Below are 18,955 nucleotides of genomic sequence, written 5' to 3'. Positions count from 1 at the left end.
CCGTAGATCCTGTCTCCCGCCCCCGGAGTCAGCGGTTCTCCCAGTGTGCGACGACGGTGCGGCATGCTTCCCGGTGCTGCTCGGCGACGACCAGGACGAGATGACCGGCGTGATCGCTGTACTGGACCAGCACATTGACCGCCGCATCACTCAGCAGCCTTGCCAGCGCACCGAGTTGCCCCGGCGTCTCCTGGTCCAGCCGGGTCATGACGACATCCCGGACGGCTGCCCCGCCAAACCCGGTCTCGGTGACGGCCCGGAGGGCGAGCGAGCCGTTGTCGACGAGGTAGTGCGCGATGGCCCCGCCGTCATGGGTGAACACGCCACCGCCCTCAAGGCTCACTCCGGCGCGGCCGAGGGCTTGGCCCAGATCGGCCAGCGCACCGGGCCGGTCGGGCAGTTGGACCTCAAGATCCTTCAACTGAGCGGTCATGCGATCACCACCGTGGTGGTCACTTCCACGGGCACCGACAGCGAGTTGGCCACGTAGCACTCGTGGTGAGCCTGTTCAGCCAGCTCCTGGACCGCGACCTCATCTGTCCCGGTGGCCACCGTGACGGTGACGGCGAGACGGATCACGCCGAGGCGGGTGGGTTCGGCCGTCAGGTCGAGGTGACTGGTTGCCTCGTCCTCGTAGTCCAGGACGTTGACACCGGCGCGGGCGGCGACGGCGAGGAAGGACAGCATCTGGCAGGAGGAGGCGGCCATGACCACCAGCTGCTCCGGGTTGAGCCGCTCGGGGCTGCCCCGGAAAGCCGGATCCGCGCTCAACGCCACCTGCGCAACGGCCGGTGGTGCGGTGGCGACGTGGTCGCGGGAGTAGGAGCGGATACCGGCGGCGGTGGAGCCGTCCCAACGCAAATGGGTGGCATAGGTGTGCGAGCTCATGGTGCGACGGTAGCCCCGGTTCGCTTCGGCGGTTGCCGAAACGTCGCCGTCGTACCGTGGTCCCCATGAGCAGGGACCGGGACTTCACACGACTGGGCAAAGCACTGTCCGCTCCGGCGCGTTCGGTGTTTCTGAACCTGCTGATGGACGGCACCAGGCGGCCCGCCGGTGAACTCGCCCGGGCGGCAGGAGTGGGCCCCTCTACGGCCTCGGAGCACCTCGGGGTGCTGTGCGACGCGGGCCTGCTGGTCTGCGAGGCGCACGGACGGCATCGCTATTACTCGCTGGCCGCCCCGGAGGTCGCCGCGGCATTGGAAGCCCTGGGCGCACTCGCCGACGCCGCTCCGGCCCCGGGCTACCGGGCAAGCCGTCAGGCCGAGCAGCTGGCAGCGGCCCGGTTCTGTTACGACCACCTCGCCGGACGCCTGGGCATTGTCCTGGCGGATGCCTGGGTGCGGGCCGGGTGGCTCAGCGGCCCTGATGAGTTCACTCTCACCGATGCGGGCATGGACGGTCTGCACGGGATCGGCGTCGACGTCCACGGTGCGATCAGGGCTCGGCGCGCCACGACACGGGCCTGCCTGGACTGGACCGAACGGCGACCGCACCTGGCGGGCGCACTCGGTGCCGCCGTCGGCAAGCGGTTCCTCGACGCCGGATGGGTAACCCGCCACCGGTCCGGCCGAGGCCTCAACGTCACTGGAGCCGGGCGCGAGTTCGTCCAAGGGGCCTGGGGTGTCGATCTTCCTGGCTCGGTCCGGCCGAGGGCGTGAGCGGGCGTCACCGCACGCTCCACGCGTGACCCATGGGCAGGCGGTCCTGTTGACGTCGTGGGGGACTCGGCCGTGCGACCAATCCATGAGCTGTGCGGCCTCGGATTCCCCGGAGATGTACTGGTCCGTCGCACCCTGGGGAGATCCGTTGTGAAGGAAGCCGTCTACATCGGCCGGAACCCGTCGTCCACACCTGATCTCCAGCAGCTGGTGCACGAGGTGGCCCTCGGAGATCAAGAGGCATTCGCCGCCGTCTACGACACGGTGGCCGGTTCCGTGCTCGGTGTCGTCCGGGCCGTGCTGCGTGACCAGGCGCAGTCGGAGGAGGTCGCCCAGGAGGTGCTGGTGGAGGTGTGGCGTACCGCGCCGCGCTATCGGCCGGAGCGCGGCACCGCCATCAACTGGATCCTGACCCTGGCTCACCGGCGCGCGGTGGACCGGGTCCGGTCGGTGGAGGCCGCCGCCGCCCGCGACACCAAGGCCGCCCTGTTGGACCGGACACCCGAGTACGACCAGGTGACCGAACAGGTCGAGACGCGGCTTGAGCAGGAGCAGGTGCGCCGGTGTCTGCGGACCCTGACCGACTTGCAGCGCCAGGCGCTCACCCTGGCGTACTACCGGGGCCTGACCTACCGACAGGTCGCGGAAGCGCTCGCGCTGCCCCTGGGCACGGTGAAGACCCGGTTGCGGGACGGTCTCATCCGGCTCCGTGACTGCCTGGGGGTGACGGCGTGACCACGGCAGACCTGCATCTGCTGACGGGTGCCTACGCGCTGCACGCGCTGCCCGGTGAAGAACGGGCCGTCTTCGAACGCCATCTGTCCGGCTGTGCGTCCTGTGTGCAGGAGGTGGCGGAGTTCACGGCCACGGCCGCCCGGCTCGCCTCGGCCTCCTCCGCGCCGGTCCGTGACCCCATGCGTCGCCAGGTACTTCACCGCATCACCGGTGTCCGTCAGGTGCCTCCGGGCGCCGCCACGGGTCCGGACCAGGTCAGGCATCGCGCGCCGCGTGGTCGTGGACCGGCCCGGTGGGCGCTGGCCGCGTGTCTGGCGGCCACGGCGGCCTTCGGCGGTACGGCGCTGTGGCAGTACGAACGCGCGCAGGACGCCCGGCAGCAGGCGGCCCGGGCCGAGCGCCAGGCCGACGAGGTGGCCGGGGTGCTGGGCGCGTCGGACGCGAAGACGCGGTCGGCCCGGATCGCGGGGGGCACCGGCACCCTGGTGGTGTCCGCCGACCGCGACCAGGCCGTGTTCGTGGCCTCGGACCTGCCCGCACCCCCTCGGGGCAAGGTCTACCAGCTGTGGTTCGCAGACAAGGGAAAGATGCGCTCGGCGGGCCTGATGAGCCCCGGCCGCGCTAGTCAGGCCGTGCTGATGCGGGGGCGGGTGGACGGCGCCTCCGGTGTCGGGGTCACCGTAGAGCCGGCCGGAGGATCGCCACAGCCGACCACCACGCCCCTCGGTCTGCTGAACATCCCCTCCTGAGCGTCACGGCGAAGGGGTCGCCCAGGTATCGGTATCCGTACCACGGGGCGACCCCTTCGCCGTGGCGATGGTTCCGGCAGGATCGGGGGAGTGTGCGGCAGTGGCGTACGTCCCGTGCGGAGCGACGCAGCAGGGCCGGTCCGCGGCGCGAGGCCCCGGACCGGCCCGCCATCCGGTGTTCGCCCTGCCCTGCCGACGGGACGGGGCGAAGCACCGGAGCACTAGGGGAGGCGCGCAGCACCGGGGTCACCCGTTCTCAGTGACCGTGCCGCGCGGCTCCCTGCCTGGAGGGGCGTCAGCCCTTCGGCATCAGGACCGAGTCGATGATGTAGACGTTGGCATTGGCGGTCCTGACGTTGCCGCAGACCACCTTCGCGGAGCCATTGACCGTGTAGGACTCGCCGGAGCCCGAGGTCATCACCTGCGACTTCTCCAGGGTGGCGAAGGAGCCGTTCTCCAGGTCCTTGGGCGTGAGCTTCTTGCCGACGACGTGGTAGGTGAGGATCTTCGTCAGCTCGGCCTTGTCGTTCAGGACCTTGTCCAGGGTGGCCTTCGGGATCTTCTTGAAGGCGTCGTTGGTCGGCGCGAACACGGTGATGTCCTGCGCGTTGTTGAGGGTGTCGACCAGTCCGGCCTTCTGCACGGCGGACACGAGGGTGGACAGCGCGGGGTTGTTGGAGGCGGCTGTGGCCACCGGGTCCTTGGCCATGCCGTCGAAGGAGCCTGCGCCGTTCTTGGGCACGGCGGAGCAGGCGGGGCCGAAGGGCTGGTCCATGGCGGTGGTGTCGCCGGTTGAGCCACCCATGTCGCCGCTGCTCTGCGAGGCGGAGGGCTTGCTCGACGAGTTCGAGTCGCCGGAATCACCGCTCTTGTCGCCGGAACAGGCGCTCAGCGTCAGGGGGAGCACCGCGGTCGCGGCAAGCGTGACGGCGAGACGGTGGATACGGGTGTTCATCATGGGAATCTCCTGTTGAGAGCGCGCGGCGAGCTGCCGCGGTCAAGGGGTAGGGGCGGAAAGGGTTGTTTCGGAGCAGGCGTGGAGCCGCAGGGGATCACTCGACGGTGACCACCACCGAGTGCCAGCCGCTCGCGCCGTCGGGAATCGTGCGCGTACGGCGTTCGGTCTGGAGGAGGCCGGTACGGTCGGTGGCGCGCACGGTCAGGGTGTGTCCGCCCTTGGCGGCCTGCCAGGGGAAGGACCACTGCCGCCAGGTGTCGCGGCCGGCGTCGTCCGCCAGCCGAGCCTCCTGCCAGGGACCGTCGTCGACACGGACCTCGACCTTGTCGATGCCGCGGTGCTGGGCCCAGGCGACACCGGCGACCATCACCGGGCCCGCCCGGGGCCGGGCGAACGGCTTCGGGGTGTCGATCCGCGACTGGGTCTTGACGGGAGCCCTTCGAGCCCAGCCCCGCTTGACCCAGTACGGGTCGTAGGAGTCGAAGGTGGTGAGTTCGAGGTCCTCGATCCACTTGCAGGCGGAGACATAGCCGTACAGCCCCGGCACCAGCATGCGTACGGGAAAGCCGTGTTCGAAGGGCAATGGCTCGCCGTTCATACCGAGGGCCAGCATCGCGTCGCGGCCGTCCATCACCTCCTCGACCGGCGTCCCGAGCGTCATACCGTCGACCGAGCGCGCCACCAACTGGTCGGCCGGCCCGCCTTTCGACGGCGGTCGTACCCCGCACTCGGCGAGCAGGTCCGCGAGCCGCACGCCGACCCAGCGGGCATTGCCCGCATAGGGGCCGCCGACCTCGTTCGAGACACAGGTGAGGGTGATGTCGCGCTCGATCAGCTCCCGGTGCAGCAGATCGTCGAAGGAGAGGACGACCGGCCGCCGCACACCTCGGCCGTGCACGCGCAGACGCCAGGTGGTCGCGTCGACCTTGGGCACCAACAGCGCCGTGTCGACACGGTAGAAGCCGGTGTTCCCGGTGATGAAGGGGCTGATCCCGGCGATGCGCAGCGCGGCACGGGCCGGGACGGCCCGCGCCGGTGAGGCGGGCCGGGGCAGCACCACCGCCTCGCGCGAGGCGACCGCGTCCTTGCCGCTCGCTCCGGTCAGCGACCTGCCGACGGCCCCGGCGGCAGCCGACGCGGCCGCAGCGGCCACCGCCGTCAGGACGAAACCTCTGCGGTCGAACGAGCCGGATGCGGCGGCCAACTGCCCGATGCAGGGCTCCTGTTCGCTCCTCTCCGCCAACCCGAGACGACCCGCGAGGGTGTACAGAAGCAGTGCCCCCGCGACGGCACCGAGTACGGACGGCAGGGCGTCGGCGGGGCTCGTGGAGTCGGGACGGCCGGTCGCGGCCACCGCTCCGATGGTCCCGAAGGCAAGGACCCCGGCAGCTCCCGCCCGTCTGAAGCGTGAGGCCAGCACCCCCAGCCCCACCGCGATGACGGCCAGCACGGCCACGATGCCCCCTTGGAGCACCAGCTTGTCGCTGGTCCCGAAGTGACGGATCGCCCAGTCCTTCACCGCGGCGGGGGTCATGTCGATGGCCGCCCCGCCCACGGCGACCACAGGACTGGCCTGCGGCCGGACTGCGACCGAGGCCAGTTCGGCGGTTGCCAGCGCGCAGAAACCGGCCAGCAGCCCGCTCAACGCACCGAGCGCCGGGCGCAACAGCCTCCGGGGTCCCGCCGGTTCCTTCTCGTCGTCCCTCACGCCGGGAATCCGGTGCTGCGGCCGGGACGGATGGGTGACGTCCCCGGATCAGGTGAAAAGAGCTCTCCCACCCATCCGCCGCACCCCACGGCGACGTATTACCTTTTCAGGGCGCAGGGCGCAGGGCGCAGGGCGCAGGGCGCGCCCCGCGAGGCGTAAGGCGCCCGGCAAGGCCGGGCGCGTCCGATGCCCAAGAGGACGGGAGGTCGACGCGGACGACGGAGTCACCCGCTCCCCGCACCCTCCCCGGCACCCGCGTGCGCCGCCTTGAGGTTGGCCTTCTTGACCTTGTTGCCGCAGGTCGACATCGAGCACCAGCGTCGGCGGCCGCCCCGGCTGGTGTCCACGAAGAGGCCGCCGCAGGTGCGCTGCTCACAGCGCTTGATCACATGGTCGCCGCCGAGGGTCGCCACCGCATTCACGGCGACGACGGCGAGCGCGGCACGCGCCGGGTCGCTGTCCGGAAGGCGCCACCTCGCCCTCCCGCCGGTCAGCACGAGGTGGGCCCGGTGGCGGGCGGTCCAGCGGTTGAGCAGCTCCTCGTCGGCCGGATCCGCCGTGCCGCCCTCCGCGGCGGCGACACCCGCCCGCTGGATGGCCTCACGCAGCTGACGCGCATCACGCAGCAGGGCGTCGGAGACCGGCATGTCCATGGCTCCGAGTCCATTGACCGTGAGCCAGGCGCTCAGCTGAGCCGGTGCGGCGAGGCGCTCCACGGGGTCACCTCGACGATCCCCGAGCGTGGCGACGAAACGGAACGCGAGCACCTCGTTGCCCAGGCGGAAGTCCTCCGCCCGGTGCCGCGCCCCCGCGGCGGGCGGCGTGCTTCCGACATCAAAAGAACCGGTCATGGCGGTTCATGATACGCGCCTCCCGCCGGTGGGGGCAGAGCTTGACGGCTCCAAGTGAACCGCTTTAACTGGTTCACTCAGGTCGAATGAAACGGTGGAGGGAGAACACATATGACGTCCACGACGGCCCCCCGGCCGCTCACCGGCTTCGGCACCGTGAGCGGCGTGCCATGGCTCCCCGAGGGCTTCACGGACATCTACGGCAGCACCCTGGTACAGGTCGGCGAGACCGCACTGCACACCGTCCAGGGCGGCACCGGCAGGCCGCTGCTCCTCGTCGGCGGCTGGCCGCAGAACTGGTACGTGTGGCGCTTCGTCATGCCGCGCCTGGCGGAAAACTTCCGCGTCATCGCGGTCGACCCGCGCGGCGTCGGACGCTCCGACAAACCGCACGGCGGCTACGACACCGGGACCGTCGCGGCCGAACTGGCCGCCCTCATGCGGGTGCTCGGCCATGAGCGCTTCGCCATGGCCGGGCACGATGTCGGCATGTGGCTCGGCTACGCGCTCGCCGCGGACCACGGCGACAGGGTCGAACGCGTCGCCCTGATCGACGCGAGCATCCCCGGCCTCGCCGCCGACATCCCGGCCTTCGGCTCCGAAGCGCAGAACGACCTGCTGTGGCACTTCGCCTTCAACCGCAAGCGCTCCGTCAACGAACAACTGGTGCGTGGACGCGAGCACATCTACTACGGCGACCAGTTCCGCCACAAGGCGGCCCGGCCCCTCCCGGACTCCGCGGTCGACTTCTACATCGAGACGATCGCCCGCGACCCCGAGGCACTGCGCGCAAGCTTCGACTACTACCGGGCCACGGACGACAACATCGCCCAGAACCTACGGCGCAGACAGCGCCCCCTCGCCCTGCCCGTCCTCGGTGTCGCCGGGGTCCGCGGCCAGGGCGAACGCCTCGACGCGATGCTGCGCCCGGTGGCGGAGCGGTACACGGGCGCCGTCCTTCCCGACTGCGGACACTACGTCCCCGAAGAGGCCCCAAAGGCCCTCCTCGACCGCCTTCTGCCGTTCCTCCTTGAGGGCCTCTGATCAGGGAAAACACGGCAAAGCAGCACGGTGGCCGCCTCCCGTCGGAACGGGCGGCGGTCACCGCTGTGGGTCGCGCGCGGGGCTCCGTCAGGCGCGCTGCCCCCTGATCATTTCCTCCAGGGTGGCGGCCAGCGGAAGCTTCCCGTTCGGAGTCAGCTTGTCGACGGCCTTCGGCAGGGAGTTGGCGATCTCATCCGCGGCCTGCGTCGTCGATACTCCGGACTTCTCCGCAACTTGCGTCAGCGTCTCGGACGGCAGCGCTTCCTTGATCTGTGCGCCGCTGACAGGCTTGTTCTCGCCCGTTCCGATCCAGGACTGCGCCTGTTCCACAAGCCCCGACTTGCTGAGCCTGTCCATCAAGCCACTGAGCGGATTGTCATTGGACTGGGTGCGGTCACCGCTGAACGCGCCGATCAGTGCGCCCAGAATCTTTCCGGCGCCGCCCTGTCCGCCCTGTCCGCTCTGACCACCGCCCAGCACCGAGCCGAGAAGGCTGCCGAGATCGTTTCCCGCCATGGTCCTAGCCTTTCGATGACGAAAAATGGGGATCACCGCCAATGTCACCCAAAAAGCGCAATGACGCCACTTGGGCGACGGAAGGTCCCCGGAACACGCCGTACCAGCCGATCGGCGGCGGTGCGTCCATGGGGTCCTCTTGACGAAACCGAAGGACTGGGCGCCGATCACCGGGCAATGAGGGAGGGGTGACACGCATTGCATTCGTCCTCCTGACCCTGGTCACCGGCCTGATGGCGGCCGTTGCCGCGGTCGGGATCTCGCCCTGGTGGCTGTTCGCCGCCGTACCGCTCACGCTCCTGGGCCTGCTGGGAGTCCGGGACCTGGTGCAGCGCCGCCACTCCGTGCTGCGCAACTACCCGGTCCTGGGCCACGCCCGCTTCCTCCTGGAGCGGATACGGCCGGAACTCCAGCAGTACTTCGTCGAGCGGAACTACGACGGCCGTCCCTACGACCGTGATGTCCGCAGCATCGTCTACGAGCGCGCCAAGGGCACCGCCGCGGAGGAGCCCTTCGGCACCGAACGCGACGTGTACCAGCCCGGCCACGAGTTCCTCGTCCCGTCGATGGCACCCCGCGCCGTCCCGAAGACACCGCCGCGGGTGCGCGTCGGCGGCCCCGACTGCGCCCGCCCCTACGACATGGCGCTGCTGAACGTGTCGGCCATGAGCTTCGGCTCGCTGTCGGCCAACGCGGTCCTCGCGCTCAACGGGGGCGCCGCGGCCGGTGGTTTCGCCCAGGACACCGGCGAGGGCGGGATGTCCGAGTACCACCTCCGCCCGGGCGGTGACCTGATATGGGAGATAGGCACGGGCTACTTCGGCTGCCGCACCGGGGACGGTGACTTCGACGCCGCCGAGTTCGCCGACAAGGCCGCCCACGACCACGTCAAATGCGTCTCCCTGAAACTCTCCCAGGGAGCCAAGCCCGGCATCGGCGGAGTCCTGCCCGGCCCGAAGGTCAACGCGGAGATCGCCCGGGTCCGGGACGTTCCCGCGGGCCGAACGGTCATCTCACCGCCGTACCACCGGGTGTTCGCCACGCCCCGGGAACTCGTCCGTTTCACGGCCCGTATGCGGGAGTTGTCCGGCGGCAAGCCGACCGGGTTCAAGCTCTGCGTCGGATCGCGCGCGCAGTTCCTCGCCGTGTGCAAGGCCATGCTGGAGGAGGGCACGGCGCCCGACTTCATCGTGGTGGACGGGGCCGAGGGCGGGACCGGTGCGGCGCCGCTGGAGTTCGCGGACCATGTGGGCACGCCCCTCACGGAGGGGCTGCTCACCGTGCACAACGCACTCGTCGGCACCGGGCTGCGCGACCGCGTCAGGATCGGGGCTAGCGGCAAGATCGCCACGGGCGCCGACCTGGTCAAGCGCATGGTGCAGGGAGCCGACTACGGCAATGCCGCGCGGGCCATGATGTTCGCCGTCGGCTGTATCCAGGCCCAGCGCTGCCATACGAACACCTGCCCGACCGGGGTGGCGACACAGGACCCCCGGCGGGCCCGCGCCCTCGACGTCGGCGACAAGACGGAGCGCGTGCGGCGCTTCCAGGAGGCGACCGTGGCCAGCGCGATGCAGATCATGGCGTCCATGGGCGTCACCGACCCCGCTGAGCTGCGCCCCCACATGCTCCGTCGGCGCGTCGACCCGCAGACCGAGCGCTCCTATGAGGAGCTGTACGAGTGGCTGCAACCGGGGCAGTTGCTCGCCGAGCCCCCCATGGCCTGGGCGGCCGACTGGAAAGCCGCCGACCCCGACCGTTTCACCGTATGACCTGGAGGATTCAAGTGGCCCGTACTGTTGCCCGCGTCATCGTGGACGCGCTGAGCGAGCTGGGTGTGCGCCAGGTGTTCGGCGTCGTGGGCGATGCGCTCAATCCCGTCACCGACGCCATCCGCACCACCGAGGACCTGGAATGGGTGGGCTGCCGGCACGAGGAGGCGGCGGCCTTCGCCGCGAGCGCCCAGTCCCAGCTCAGCGGCACCCTGGGAGTCTGCATGGGCACGGTCGGACCCGGCGCGGTCCATCTGCTCAACGGGCTGTACGACGCGGCGAAGAGCCGTACCCCGGTCCTGGCGATCGCGGGGCAGGTCCCGCTCGCCGAAATCGGCAGCGACTACTTCCAGGAAGTCGACAACGACGCCCTCTTCAGCGATGTGGCCGTCTTCCGGGCGACCATCACCTCCCCCGACCAGCTCCCGCAGCTGCTGGAGACAGCGGTGCGCACCGCGCTGGGCCGCAAGGGAGTCGCCGTTCTCACCGTGCCCGGTGACCTGGGAGAACAGGAACTGACCGCGGACCGTCCGAGCCGGTTCTCCCTCAACGCTCCCGTCAGCCGGCCCGACGGGGAAGCCGTCCGCCGCGCCGCCCAGCTCCTCGACACATCGGAACGGGTCACCCTGCTCGTCGGGGAGGGCGCCCGGGCCGCCCGGGCGGACACCCTCGCCCTCGCCGACCGGCTGGCCGCGCCGATGGTGCTCACCCTGAAGGCCAAGGCGGGCTTCGAGGGCGACACCAACCCCTTCCAGGTCGGCCAGACGGGACTGATCGGCAATCCCGCGGCCGCCTCCGCCCTCCAGGACGCGGACACACTGCTGCTGCTCGGTACCGACTTCCCCTACCGGGACTGGTATCCCGAGGGCCGGACGGTCATCCAGGTGGACACCGAGGCCACCCACATCGGACGCCGGGTGCCCGTCGACGTCGGTCTCGTGGGCGACGCCGGAGCCACCGTACGCGACCTCCTGGACCACCTCGCCGCCGCACCCGCCGGTACCGACGGCGCACGCGACCGCTCCCACCTGGAGAAGGCGCGGGAACGCTTCGAGCAGTGGCGCGCCGGACAGGCCCGTCTCGCGGACCCCGCCCACGACAAGGGCCTCATGGGCCGTATCCGCTCCACCTTCGACAACCGCGCCCACGACATCCGTCCGGAGGCGCTCGCCGCCCTCGTGGACCGGGTCGCGGCCGACGACGCCGTCTTCACCTCCGACACGGGCATGGCCACGGTCTGGCTCTCGCGTTTCGTCGAGATGCGCGGTGAACGGCGGCTGATCGGCTCCTACAACCTGGGCTCGATGGCCAACGCGATGCCGCAGGCACTCGGCGCCCAGTGCCTGGACCGGCAGCGCCAGGTCGTGGCCTTCTGCGGGGACGGCGGACTGAGCATGCTGCTCGGCGACCTGATGACCCTGAAGACGTATCAACTCCCCGTGAAACTGGTCGTCTTCGACAACCGACGGCTGGGCATGGTGAAGCTGGAACAGGAGCAGGCCGGTCTCCCCGAGTTCGGCACCGTCCTGGACAACCCCGACTTCGCCGCCGTCGCCGAGGCCATGGGCGTCACCGGAATCCGGGTGACGGACCCCGCGGAACTGGAGGATGCCGTGCGGCGCGCCTTCCGCAGCGAGGGCCCGGTGCTGCTCGACGTCCTGACCAACCCCGACGAGATCGCCGTCCCGGCAAAGCCGACCGTCGAGCAGGGCTGGGGCTTCGCCGTGGCCAAGGTCAAGGAGGTCGTACGCAGTTACGGGGAGGGCGACCACTGACAGGTGCGGGGCAGACCCACGGGCAGGCGGCGGCCACGGCAGAGCCACGGGCTCACCGGCCGGGCCGCCCGTGGCCTCCGCCGTACGAGATCAAGTGCCGGACCAACTCACTGCCGCTCCTGCTAGGTTCGCGGTGTGAGCGGTGTGAGCGGTGTGAGCGGTGTGAGCGGTGTGAGCGATGTGAGCGATGACGGCGGGATCCGGATCCGGCGCGCGGCAGCGGAGGACGCGAGCGTGATCGCACGGATCCACCTCACCTCCCGGTCCGTGACGATGCCCTATCTGCCCCCGCAGAAGCGCAGCCACGGGCAGGTGACCCAGTGGGTCGGGGACGTCCTGCTCGGGCAGTGCCGCATCTGGGTCGCTGTGCACGCCGAGGAGGTCACCGGCTACGCGGCCCTGGACGGCGATATGCTCGAACACCTCTATCTGCGCCCCGACTTCCGTCGGCGGGGTATCGGCACGCTGCTGCTCGGCGAGGTCAAGCGGCACAGCCCTGACGGAGTGTCCCTGCATGTCTTCCAGCAGAACACCGGTGCCCGCGCCTTCTACGAGCACCACGGCTTCACCGTCGTCGACATCGACGACGGCGAAGGCAACATGGAGCATCTGCCCGCCATGACGCTCCGCTGGACACCGGGCGGCGTCGGGTAGCCTGCGCCGCCCGGCCGGGGCAGGGCCTCACCACCGCGGGAGACCTCTTGGAGACCTGTTATGGACAAGCTCATCTCGGTCGTCACCCCCGTGCACGGGGCGGCGCTGCGGTTCCTTCCCGAGGCCTGTGCATCGCTGCGCGCCCAGAGGCTCCCTGACGGCTGGTCATGGGAGTGGTGCGTGCAGGAGGACGGCAGTGGTGTGGACGCGGCGGCCCACCTCCCGACGGCGGATCTGCGCATCCGTGTCTCGACGTCCCGACGTGGCGGCCCCCATGTGGCGCGGACCATGGCCTTCGCCCGCTCGACCGGCGTGTACGTCAAGAACCTGGACGCCGACGACCAGCTCACCCCCGGAACCCTCGCACGCGACATCACCGCGCTGGAGGAGCGGACTTCGGTGGGATGGACCACCTCCCGGGTGGTCGACCTCCTCGCGGACGGCAGCACGGTCTCCTTCGAACTCGGCGACCCGGAGCCGGGTCTGCTGCCACGGGGGAGTGCCTACGGCTACTGGGCCGAGCACCGTCGCCCCCGGATCCACCCGGCCACCCTGTGCGTGCGACGCTCCCTGCTGGCGCTGCTCGGCGGCTGGATGGCCCTGCCGGCGTCCGGTGACACGGGCCTGCTGCTCGGCCTGGACTCCCTGGCGGACGGCTGGTTCATCGGCGACGTCGGCCTCAAGTACCGCAAGCACGACGGCCAGATCACCACACACCCCCAGCACCGGGCCGGGCCCGAGTGGGAGGCCCGGATGTCGCTGATACAGGAGCGCGCGGACGCACTCCGGGCCTGGACCGGGAGCCCGTCCCCTCCGGACCACCGGGGATAGACGGCCGGATCTGCGGGGCAGCTGCCGGGCCCCAAGTCCCTTATGCCCTGGACACCTTGAGGCACAAGTCCGGTCGCTCGAAGGTGTGACAACGAGCATCACGTGGTGACGATCCGCGGAGCACGACGTACTGTCATATGCCATCCGTCATCGACAGAGACGGTCACATCCGGACCTGGGGGAGAGGACGGCACGAGGATGCACACAGAGGCGGACTGGGCCGAGCGAGGGGCATGCCGTGCAGGAGATCCCGAGGAGCTCTTCGTCGAAGGCGCCGCACAGCACCTCGCCAAGGGCATGTGCACGGGCTGTCCGGTGCGCACCGAATGCCTGGCCTATGCGTTGGACCAGCGGATCGAGCACGGCATCTGGGGCGGCATGACCGAGCGTGAACGCAGGGCCCTGCTGCGCCGCCGCCCCACCGTCACATCCTGGCGGCGCCTGCTGGAAGCGGCGCGGGAAGACCACGAGAGCCGACGGCACCAGGCCGTGGCCGAGTCGGCCGCCTCGGTCCCGGTCTCGCGCATCGCGTGAGCGCACAGCATCGCCGCGGGGGGACTGCTCGGCCCGGAAGCCCGGGAGGGGTCCTACGGCGGAATGGCTCAGAGGCGGAATGACTCAGAGGACGCGTGCCACTCCGGCGTAGATCCCGCTCTCTTCCGGCGCGGAGGCCGGAGCGGAGGCGGCCCACTCCGTGACCGTCACCAGCCCCGGCGGCACGAGTTCCAGGCCGGCGAAGAAGCGTTCCACCTCCGCCCGGGTGCGGAAGCCGAGCTGGATGCCGCCCCTGGCGTACTCGGCGGTGACCTGGGCGGCGAGTTCCGGAAACAGATCGGAGGCCGCGTGGGACAGCACCAGATAGCTTCCCCGGGGCAGCTCGGCCACCAGATTCCGGACGATCTCGTGGGCGTCCTGCCCATCGGGGACGAAGTGCATCAGCGCGATCAGTGACAGCGCGATCGGACGGTCGAAGTCCAGGATCTGCCGGGCATGCCGGACTATGCTGTCCGGCTGCCGCACATCGGCCTCGATGTAGTCCGTCGCTCCCTCGGGACGGCTGACCAGCAACGCCTCGGCATGCCGAAGGACGATCGGGTCGTTGTCGGTGTACACCACCTTGGCCGTCGGCAGGATCTCCTGGACGATCTGGTGGAGATTGGGCGCGGTCGGAATGCCGGTGCCGATGTCCAGGAACTGGTCCACCCCCTGCCCGGCGAGCCAGGCCGCCGCCCGGTGCATGAACTGGCGGTTCTGCCGGGCCGCGTCCTTCGCCTCGGGCGGCAGCTGCTCGCCCACCGCCTCGTCGACCGGGTAGTTGTCCTTGCCGCCCAGCAGCCAGTCGTAGACCCGCGCGGGATGTGCCTTGCCGGTGTCGATCGGCATGGACGGCTGTGAGGCGGTCGGCATAGCAACTCCATGGCGCCGGTGAACGAATCAGACCAGTACGCGGTCACCTTACCCGCGGGTGTAGGGCAGTTGTGCCGGAAGAGGAACCGGAAACGACCGCCTCGGTGCGAGGCGGTGCGCTCAGTGGCCCAGGAGCAGCCCTGCCCCCGCTACGTCGGCGTGGATGCCGTCGTCGTCCACCGTCACGCCCTGGAGCCGCAGGGAACCCGTGGGCGGCTTGGGGAGTTGGAAGGCGAAGGAGAAGCGGTCGGCGACATGGGGCCGGGTGAGCTTGGTCAGCGCGGTGAGCAGGGACGGGTCCAGGCCCAGCCGTCCGAGCAGCTGCGGGTGGGCGAGCGCCGCGTCCACCAGGTTCACCCGGGTCAGATCGTGCAGGAAGCGCGGTGCGCCGGTGAGGCTGTGCAGCTTGTCCTCGTCGCGGAGGGCGGTGCGCACCACGCTGTCGGGGACGCCCAGCCGGTGCACGATCTCCGGTACGGCCAGCATGGCCTTGATCTTCGCCGTCTCCTCTGTGAGACGGCGTGCCGAGTCGCGGGTCAGATGGAGGCCGTCGGCGGGCCCGGTGCCGGGCCGGTACGTCGCCAGGTCACCGATGTCGAGCCGAATGCTCCCCACGGTGGTGGCGATGCCGCGCTCCCCCTCCTGCCGGATGCCGACATCGGCCCGTACGCGCAGATCACGGTTCGCGACCCGCAACGCGCCGCGTGCCTGCACCCCGTGCGGCCCATGGGCGGTGAAGGACACCTGCGACGCGCCGAGTTCGCGGTTCATGTCGGCGAAGGACAACACGGCCCGGCCGTGCACCTGTTGGACCAGCGCACCGCGTACCGCGGTGGGTGTGTCACCGTCCAGGCGCACATGGTCCGCGGTGGCGCTGACCTCGGTCAGGGTGACCCGGTCGGCCGGGATGTCGGGCACCGTGATCCGGACCGAGTCCAGGCGCCGTGCGGCCAGCTGCGTCAGGAAGGGAAGACCGCCGATCCGTACCTCGGGCGCGGCGGTGAGATGCAGCTTGTCCTTGAGCTGGTCGGAGGCTTTGTGCTCGGCGTAGAGCACCGCCCAGCGGTCGGCCAGGGTGACCAGGCAGGCCAGGGTGAGGGTCCAGGCCAGGACCCTGACCACGGTGGACAGTCCGGTGGCGCGATTGCGACGGCGGCTGCCGCGCCGGTGGTTGGGCGGCGACCAGGGCTCCTCGTCGTCGTCCCGCGGGATCGGCGCGGTCTCCTCCGTGAGGCGGCCGTCCACCGGATCGTCTGCCAGCGCGGCCAGTTCGTCATAGGGATTGCGGCGGAGCGGAACCCTTTCGCCGGCAGACCCGTCCGACTGAGCGGGATGATGCGTCTGTGTGTGGGGGGTACGCATCGCAAGATTTGATCATATGAGCGTACCGGTTCGGCAAGTCCGCACGGAATCCGGCAGACGTCGCCCCTCGAACCGCCAGGGAGCGGGACCGTTGCACTGCCCGAACTTGTCGAACTGATGATCCAAGGGCTCGGGCTGTGAATCTCGAGGTCAGACGCGTGGCGTGGGCGGTGGCGCTCTCGCTTGGTGTTGTCCCCGCGTCTGCGTGCAGCAGTGGCAGCAGGGTGGTCCAGGCGACCAAGCCTTCGTCGACTGCCGCACAGCAGTCGATGCAGCCGAGTTCCCGCCTCGCCGCCTCGCCGACCCCGAAGTTCGCCGTGAGCTCCGGAGGGCCGGTGTGCACGGAATTCCTGAACGCTTCCACCGCGTCCGCGGACTCCTACCATCCCTCTGCCGAGGTCACTCGGGCCTTCACGGCCGACACGACCGACGGGGCGCTGGGTATCAGGGTGTCCCTGGTCGGCCATGACTCGTGGGCCGATGCGCAGAAGGTCATCAGCGAGACACGCAGTTCCGCCAAGGCATGCAGCTGTCTGGCAGAGGGGACAGAGCGCATGCACTTGGCCCCGCTGCCGCAGCCGGTGATGGGCGACGACTCCACCGTTACCCGTGTCGGTATGATCTCCGGCAGCCGAGGCGGCTGCGTGATCCTTGGTCTGGTGCGCGTGGGGTGTCGCTCACCACCACGGTCGCCGCGCGCGACGGGTATTACACCAACGTGCTCCAAGATGTGGCGAAGGTATCCGTGAACAAGCTCCGCCAAGCCGAGCGCTGGATCGCCGCCTCTCCTCCCCTACCCGGCCGTGATGTTGCGACGCGTCGCCGATGTCCCGCTGTTGCGAGCGGTAACTGGCCATATGCGTAGCCGGGATCAGGAGAGGCTTGTGGAGCGCTCATGCCGAACGCCTCGAAACTTCAGCCGCCGTGTCCCATCTCCCTCTCCACCAGAGTACGGAAGGTCCGCGCGGGGCGGCGGGTGAGGCGGTGGACCGTGTCGGTGACGCGGTCCTCCGAGCCCTCGGCGATGGCGTGGTCCATGGCGGCCAGCATGGAGGCGAACTCCGGGGGCATCAGCGTGGCGAGACGATCGCGCAGGGCGTCGGGGGACAGCGGGCGGTGGACCACACGGCGGCCGGTGACCTCGGTGATGGTCGCGGCGATGTCGTCGTAGCCGAGCGTCTCGGGCCCGGTGAGGACGAGGTCGGTGTTGGGGGCGGGGTCGCAGGTCAGCGCGTGGACGGCGACGGCCGCGATGTCCTCGGCGTCGATGAAGCCCACCCGGCCGCTCCCGGTGGCCGTCCAGAGGGTGCCGTCCCGGCGGATGTCGAGGGCGTGCGCATGGGCGCCGGTGAAGTTCTGCATGAACCAGGAGGGCCGGAGCACCGCCCACTCGTCGAACAGCCCGGGCAGCGCCTGGTGCACCGCGCCCACCGCAGGGCCGCCCGCGGGGATGGCTGAGGAGCTGAGGAGTACCGCGCGGTGCGTACCGGCTGCGCGGGCCGCGCGGAGGAAGGGCAGCATGACCGCCGCCGGGTCGGGGTCACCTGTGGGCGGTACGAGATAGACGCGGTCGACTCCGTCGAGCGCGGGCGCGTGGGTGGCCGGGTCGTACCAGTCGAAGGCGACCGGTTCGGTGCCGGGGACCGGGACGGCGGACCGGCTGGCGGCCCGGACGCGGTGACCGGCGGCCGTCAGCTGCGCGGCGGTGCGGCCGCCGGTGGTGCCGGTGGCGCCGGTCACCAGGGTGGTGCCGGGGGGAGTGGTCATCGGTTGCTCCTGGTGAAGTCGGTGCCGGCGTCGAGGACCGCGAGGGGGTTCCAGTAGTCGCGGTAGGAGGTGATGTGCCCGTTCCGAACGGTGACAACGGCGATATAGGTCATGTCGAAGGGGCGGTCGCTCTCCACCAGGCGGCCCGTGCCGCGCATCTCGACCACGATGGTCCCGGGCTCGGTGGTCTGGTGGATCCGCAGGTCGGGGAAGTCGTGCAGATCGATGTGGTCGGGGTAGTGCGCCATATAGGCGGCGACGGCCTCTCTGCCCTCCAGGCGGCCGGGCCAGCCGTCGGGAGCGAAGGGGAACTCCATCACGCCGTCCTCGGCCCACAGGGCGACCCACCCCGGGATGTCCTTGTCCAGCAGGAGCCGCAGGCTGCGGCGGAAGAGCTCCGCGGGGGCAGTCGGTGCGGACATGGGTGTCCTCCCTCTCGTAGAATCCGGACCCGAGGTCCGGATTTTGAAGATACGGACCCCGGGTCCGTTTTTGCAAGCGGGCAAGTGAACGGACGAACAAGTGTCCAAGTGGACAGGTGGAGGAGTGGCAGCATGGCCGAGCGCAAGTCCCGCGTGGACGCCGTCCGTAACCGGGAAGCCGTCCTCGCGGCCGCCGATGCCCTCTTCGCCCGCCGCGAGAGCCCCGAGGACGTCACCATGGCCGATGTCGCGGCTGCGGCAGGGGTGGGCAAGGGAACACTCTTCCGAGCCTTCGGCGATCGCGCCGGACTGCTCCGCGCGCTGTACCAGGCGCGGCTCGAACCGATCAGCCGGGCCGTCGACAGCGGACCGCCGCCCCTCGGCCCCGCGGCACTGCCCGAGCAGCGCGCACTGGCCCTGCTCGACGCCCTCCTGTGCTTCAAAATCGACAACCGCCGACTGACCGTGGCCCTGGAGGAGAGCGGGAGCAGCAGCCCCTACCAGGCGGAGCACTACGAGCGATGGCACGGCCTGCTGCGCTCCGTACTGGAGCAGATCCCGGGCCTCACCAACAGCGACTTCACCGCACACGCCCTGCTCGCCGCCACCCGGGCGGACCTTGTCGAGCATCTGACCGGGCAGGAGCGCGTATCGAGGGACGGACTGCGGGCGCAGTTGGCGGACTTCACCACCCGGGTCCTGGGCACGGGCTCCCCGCGGGAGGCGGCCGCCGCGGACTGACC

The 18,955-nt window shown here is 70.4% G+C and carries 20 protein-coding genes; 10 read left to right on the top strand and 10 right to left on the bottom strand.

Annotated features, from left to right (window positions below; all coding sequences use genetic code 11):
- Positions 1-28: 28 nt before the first annotated feature.
- Together ACIHAA_RS23920 and ACIHAA_RS23915 are read right to left on the bottom strand one after the other, a co-directional pair.
- Complete coding sequence (locus tag ACIHAA_RS23920; protein ID WP_399820398.1) at positions 29-433, bottom strand: ACT domain-containing protein; 405 nt, start codon at positions 431-433, stop codon at positions 29-31.
- Positions 430-888, bottom strand: coding sequence for an OsmC family protein (locus ACIHAA_RS23915; protein ID WP_399820396.1), 459 nt, complete (start codon positions 886-888; stop codon positions 430-432). Before ACIHAA_RS23915 ends, ACIHAA_RS23920 begins: the two co-directional genes overlap by 4 nt.
- A gap of 65 nt (positions 889-953) precedes the next feature.
- Here ACIHAA_RS23915 and ACIHAA_RS23910 point away from each other — a divergent pair, with 65 nt between their 5' ends.
- From ACIHAA_RS23910 to ACIHAA_RS23900, 3 genes are all read left to right on the top strand, one after another.
- Positions 954-1,661, top strand: coding sequence for an ArsR/SmtB family transcription factor (locus tag ACIHAA_RS23910; RefSeq protein WP_399820394.1), 708 nt, complete (start codon positions 954-956; stop codon positions 1,659-1,661).
- A 150-nt stretch (positions 1,662-1,811) separates the two neighbouring features.
- On the top strand, positions 1,812-2,396 hold the full coding sequence (locus ACIHAA_RS23905; protein ID WP_399820392.1) for a sigma-70 family RNA polymerase sigma factor: 585 nt from the start codon (positions 1,812-1,814) through the stop codon (positions 2,394-2,396).
- On the top strand, positions 2,393-3,145 hold the full coding sequence (locus ACIHAA_RS23900) for an anti-sigma factor domain-containing protein (protein WP_399820391.1): 753 nt from the start codon (positions 2,393-2,395) through the stop codon (positions 3,143-3,145). Before ACIHAA_RS23905 ends, ACIHAA_RS23900 begins: the two co-directional genes overlap by 4 nt.
- 295 nt (positions 3,146-3,440) lie before the next feature.
- Here the strand turns inward: ACIHAA_RS23900 and ACIHAA_RS23895 are convergent, their stop codons facing one another.
- The 3 genes from ACIHAA_RS23895 to ACIHAA_RS23885 form a co-directional block, all read right to left on the bottom strand.
- A complete protein-coding gene (locus ACIHAA_RS23895; protein ID WP_399820541.1) occupies positions 3,441-4,100 on the bottom strand; it encodes a fasciclin domain-containing protein in 660 nt (219 codons plus the stop codon).
- Between the two features lie 97 nt (positions 4,101-4,197).
- Positions 4,198-5,811 (bottom strand): sulfite oxidase, encoded by a 1,614-nt coding sequence (locus ACIHAA_RS23890; protein ID WP_399820389.1) that lies wholly within the window; start codon positions 5,809-5,811, stop codon positions 4,198-4,200.
- Between the two features lie 224 nt (positions 5,812-6,035).
- Positions 6,036-6,662 (bottom strand): CGNR zinc finger domain-containing protein, encoded by a 627-nt coding sequence (locus tag ACIHAA_RS23885; RefSeq protein ID WP_399820387.1) that lies wholly within the window; start codon positions 6,660-6,662, stop codon positions 6,036-6,038.
- A gap of 111 nt (positions 6,663-6,773) precedes the next feature.
- Here ACIHAA_RS23885 and ACIHAA_RS23880 point away from each other — a divergent pair, with 111 nt between their 5' ends.
- Positions 6,774-7,706, top strand: coding sequence for an alpha/beta fold hydrolase (locus ACIHAA_RS23880; RefSeq protein WP_399820386.1), 933 nt, complete (start codon positions 6,774-6,776; stop codon positions 7,704-7,706).
- An 87-nt stretch (positions 7,707-7,793) separates the two neighbouring features.
- On the opposite strand, the gene ACIHAA_RS23875 is transcribed toward ACIHAA_RS23880, so the two are convergent.
- Positions 7,794-8,222 (bottom strand): YidB family protein, encoded by a 429-nt coding sequence (locus ACIHAA_RS23875; protein WP_399820384.1) that lies wholly within the window; start codon positions 8,220-8,222, stop codon positions 7,794-7,796.
- Between the two features lie 188 nt (positions 8,223-8,410).
- Here ACIHAA_RS23875 and ACIHAA_RS23870 point away from each other — a divergent pair, with 188 nt between their 5' ends.
- The 5 genes from ACIHAA_RS23870 (at position 8,411) to ACIHAA_RS23850 (ending at position 13,788) form a co-directional block, all read left to right on the top strand.
- Complete coding sequence (locus tag ACIHAA_RS23870; protein WP_399820383.1) at positions 8,411-9,994, top strand: FMN-binding glutamate synthase family protein; 1,584 nt, start codon at positions 8,411-8,413, stop codon at positions 9,992-9,994.
- Positions 9,995-10,008: 14 nt separating this feature from the next.
- Complete coding sequence (locus tag ACIHAA_RS23865; RefSeq protein ID WP_399820381.1) at positions 10,009-11,769, top strand: thiamine pyrophosphate-dependent enzyme; 1,761 nt, start codon at positions 10,009-10,011, stop codon at positions 11,767-11,769.
- Positions 11,770-11,949: 180 nt separating this feature from the next.
- Positions 11,950-12,423, top strand: coding sequence for a GNAT family N-acetyltransferase (locus tag ACIHAA_RS23860; RefSeq protein WP_399820539.1), 474 nt, complete (start codon positions 11,950-11,952; stop codon positions 12,421-12,423).
- 60 nt (positions 12,424-12,483) lie between these two features.
- On the top strand, positions 12,484-13,254 hold the full coding sequence (locus tag ACIHAA_RS23855) for a glycosyltransferase family 2 protein (protein WP_399820378.1): 771 nt from the start codon (positions 12,484-12,486) through the stop codon (positions 13,252-13,254).
- A gap of 198 nt (positions 13,255-13,452) precedes the next feature.
- A complete protein-coding gene (locus ACIHAA_RS23850) occupies positions 13,453-13,788 on the top strand; it encodes a WhiB family transcriptional regulator (protein WP_399820376.1) in 336 nt (111 codons plus the stop codon).
- An 84-nt stretch (positions 13,789-13,872) separates the two neighbouring features.
- Here the strand turns inward: ACIHAA_RS23850 and ACIHAA_RS23845 are convergent, their stop codons facing one another.
- From ACIHAA_RS23845 to ACIHAA_RS23830, 4 genes are all read right to left on the bottom strand, one after another.
- Positions 13,873-14,661: an SAM-dependent methyltransferase gene (locus ACIHAA_RS23845; protein WP_399820375.1), complete on the bottom strand. Its 789-nt coding sequence runs from the start codon at positions 14,659-14,661 to the stop codon at positions 13,873-13,875.
- Between the two features lie 120 nt (positions 14,662-14,781).
- Entirely contained in the window at positions 14,782-16,023 is a 1,242-nt protein-coding gene (locus ACIHAA_RS23840) for a DUF2993 domain-containing protein (protein ID WP_399820373.1), read from the bottom strand.
- Positions 16,024-16,938: 915 nt separating this feature from the next.
- Positions 16,939-17,790, bottom strand: a complete 852-nt coding sequence (locus ACIHAA_RS23835) for an NAD(P)H-binding protein (protein ID WP_399820371.1) — start codon at positions 17,788-17,790, stop codon at positions 16,939-16,941.
- Entirely contained in the window at positions 17,787-18,212 is a 426-nt protein-coding gene (locus ACIHAA_RS23830; RefSeq protein ID WP_399820369.1) for a nuclear transport factor 2 family protein, read from the bottom strand. The genes ACIHAA_RS23835 and ACIHAA_RS23830 overlap by 4 nt, the downstream gene beginning before the upstream one ends.
- A gap of 132 nt (positions 18,213-18,344) precedes the next feature.
- Between ACIHAA_RS23830 and ACIHAA_RS23825 the strand changes: the two genes are divergently transcribed.
- Positions 18,345-18,953 (top strand): TetR family transcriptional regulator, encoded by a 609-nt coding sequence (locus ACIHAA_RS23825; RefSeq protein WP_399820367.1) that lies wholly within the window; start codon positions 18,345-18,347, stop codon positions 18,951-18,953.
- The last annotated feature ends 2 nt before the right edge of the window (positions 18,954-18,955 follow it).

It is taken from the genome of Streptomyces sp. NPDC052040 (assembly GCF_044548405.1).
Classification (GTDB): Bacteria; Actinomycetota; Actinomycetes; order Streptomycetales; family Streptomycetaceae; genus Streptomyces.
This window is presented reverse-complemented; position numbering and strand designations above follow the sequence as displayed.